The sequence below is a fragment of the Actinopolymorpha sp. B11F2 genome (assembly GCF_040195635.1).
Taxonomy (GTDB): domain Bacteria; phylum Actinomycetota; class Actinomycetes; order Propionibacteriales; family Actinopolymorphaceae; genus Thermasporomyces.
Window position 1 is genome coordinate 1 of record NZ_JBEFTX010000049.1, and the last position, 2422, is coordinate 2422.

Consider the following 2422-nt stretch of genomic DNA (forward strand, 5'->3'; position numbering starts at 1 on the left):
GTCAGCTTGGGAATCGTACATATACCTGCGCGAACGGCCCGATCCTCGCGTGATCGGGGGGCTGAAGTGGCCTGGAATAACCCTGGTTGGCCTGACCTAATGGCCTGCTAATGGCCCGGCTGAGCCGATAGCCGCTGGGCTCGACAAACGCGGCGAACCGACTGACGTCGGCACTGCCCCGACCCCGTACGCGAGGGCATCAGCCGATGAAGGACTCGGGGCCGAAGAAGCGGCCCCACGCCACGAAAGCGGCCAGGGCGAGATAGACCACGTCGCCCACGACCGTTGCTCTCTCGCCACGACGGAGGCGCGTGATGATCGCGCCAACAAACAGCAGCACCGCACCTGTAGCGGCCAACGGAACGAGAACCGGCGCGATGCCGAGTACGGCGGGCAGGATCAGTCCCACCGCGGCCAGGAACTCGAGGCCTCCGATGGTCTTGAGAGCACCGGGGCTGAAGTCTTCGACCCATCGGGTTGCGGCGCCGAAGCTGGCCATCTTCTCCTTGGGCACGAACAGCTTGGCGCTGCTGACCAGCAAGGCGGCGGCCAGTAATCCGGCGACGATCCATAGTGCGATGTTCATGAGTCCTCTCTTTGGCAGAGTGTCTGGAGGTGGCGGCCGCGGGGCGGACCCGGGGGTCCCTGGTCCGCCCGCGAGCCTGAGGGGGAATGTCCGCGTCAGCCGAACTGACCGGGCTGGTACTCGCCGCCGGGCGTCCGCGTGATCACGTTCAGCCGGTTGAAGGCGTTGATCGTGCAGATCAGGGCCACCAGGGCCATCAGCTGATCCTCGTCGAAGTGCTTCGCCGCGTTCGCCCACGCCTCATCGGTAACGCCGCTGGAGTCGGCGAGGCGGGTGCCCTGCTCGGTGAGTTCCAGCGCCGCCCGCTCCGCGTCGGTGTAGACGGTTGTCTCCCGCCATGCCCCGACCAGGTTGATCCGCACCACGCTCTCGCCGGCGGCTGCGGCGTCCTTGGTGTGCATGTCGAGGCAGCCGCCGCAGCCGTTGATCTGGCTGGCGCGGATCTTCACCAGTTCCTGCACCGCCTTCGGCAGTGCCGAGTCGGTGATGGCCTTGTTCGACGAGATGATGTACCTGGCCCACTTCGACCCGACCTCGTTGACCATGGGGTTGATCCGGGATTCCATCTCGATCTCCTTCGTCTTCGGATGCTTGCACCACTGCGACGAAGCACCCCGCCAAGACGTAACAACCACCTGCGCTCGACGTGCGCTACTCGGGTCGCGCGGGCAGACCCATGGTGTCGAGGCGCTTGCGGTCGCTCACGGTCAGGAGCTCGACGATCCGGCCGTCGACCACGGTGCACGCCACCACGCCGAGCACCTTGCCTTTCGCACCCCAGGCCACGAACCCGGGCTCGCCGTTGACCAGGACCGCCAGCGCCGAGGTCATCGACCGGATGCCGCGCAGGATCGGACCGGCCACCTCGGCCGCCCCGACCGTGGTCATCACGCCCTGCGGGTGGTAAGTGCGCCAGGTCACCTTCGGATCGAGCAGCCGTACGAGCCCTTCGAAGTCCCCGCTCCGCGCTGCGGCAAGAAATGCGTCGACCACTGCGCGCTGCCGCCGTGGCTCCTCCTGCGGCAGCGACGTGCCCTGCACCTTCCGGCGGGCCCGGCTGGCAAGCATCTTGGTCGCGTCGGCGGACCGGCCGATGATCTCGCCGATCTCAGCGAAGGGCACCGCGAACATGTCATGCAGTACGAACGCCAACCGCTCGGTGGGTGTGAGGGTGTCGAGCACTACCAGCAGTGCCAGCCCGACCGACTCGGCGAGTATCGCGTCGTCCTCGGGTGTCGCTCCGCCGTCCACGGTCACCACCAGCTCGGGCAGCTGGTCTTCGTACGGCAGCTCGGCCCGGGTCTTGCGCGAGCGCAGCACGTCGATGCAGACCCGGCCGACCACGGTGGTCAGCCAGCCGGCCAGGTTGTCGATCGCGGCCGCGTCCTGTCGCGCCAGCCGGATCCAGGCCTCCTGCACCGCGTCCTCGGCGTCCAGCCGCGACCCGAGCATCCGGTAGGCGACCGCCACCAGGCGCTCGCGCTGCTGTTCGAAGGCTGCCGCCAGTGCTTCGTGCGGACCTGATCCGGCCATGTTGTTACCTTCCTTGCGCCAACTCCGTCATGGTAATGACGGGCCCGAAGGCGCCGAGGTAACCGTTCGGCGTGCATCGGGCACAACAATGGTGCGTCAGCGCGAAGCGTCCAGGCGGGAGGGTTTCTCTCTCGTCGGTCGGGCAGGCGTAGCCCTTACCCGGGTTCTGGACAAGGGTGCAAGGCTCGACATCGGAGACCCTTGCGGCTTGGCCTTGCACCCTTGTCCAGGTTCCGGGTATGCCTTCGGTGCTCGATCGACGAGAGAGAAACCCGACGACCCCTGACCCGAGCTTGATCGTGC

At 67.1% G+C, this 2422-nt stretch carries 3 protein-coding genes; all 3 read right to left on the reverse strand.

Going from position 1 to position 2422, the window contains the following annotated elements:
* Positions 1–199 precede the first annotated feature (199 nt).
* Positions 200–586 (reverse strand): DoxX family protein, encoded by a 387-nt coding sequence (locus tag ABN034_RS34130; RefSeq protein ID WP_349695089.1) that lies wholly within the window; start codon positions 584–586, stop codon positions 200–202.
* Positions 587–681: 95 nt separating this feature from the next.
* A complete protein-coding gene (locus ABN034_RS34135) occupies positions 682–1152 on the reverse strand; it encodes a carboxymuconolactone decarboxylase family protein (protein ID WP_349695090.1) in 471 nt (156 codons plus the stop codon).
* An 85-nt stretch (positions 1153–1237) separates the two neighbouring features.
* Positions 1238–2119 carry a sigma-70 family RNA polymerase sigma factor gene (locus ABN034_RS34140; RefSeq protein WP_349695091.1) on the reverse strand — a complete coding sequence of 294 codons (882 nt, stop codon included), beginning with the start codon at positions 2117–2119 and terminating at the stop codon, positions 1238–1240.
* Between the last annotated feature and the right edge of the window lie 303 nt (positions 2120–2422).

Coding starts and splice junctions, on each gene's coding strand:
- ABN034_RS34135 (WP_349695090.1), bottom strand. CDS start 1,152: ATGGAATCCCGGATCAACCCCATGGTCAACGAGGTCGGGTCGAAGTGG.
- ABN034_RS34140 (WP_349695091.1), bottom strand. CDS start 2,119: ATGGCCGGATCAGGTCCGCACGAAGCACTGGCGGCAGCCTTCGAACAG.
- ABN034_RS34130 (WP_349695089.1), bottom strand. CDS start 586: ATGAACATCGCACTATGGATCGTCGCCGGATTACTGGCCGCCGCCTTG.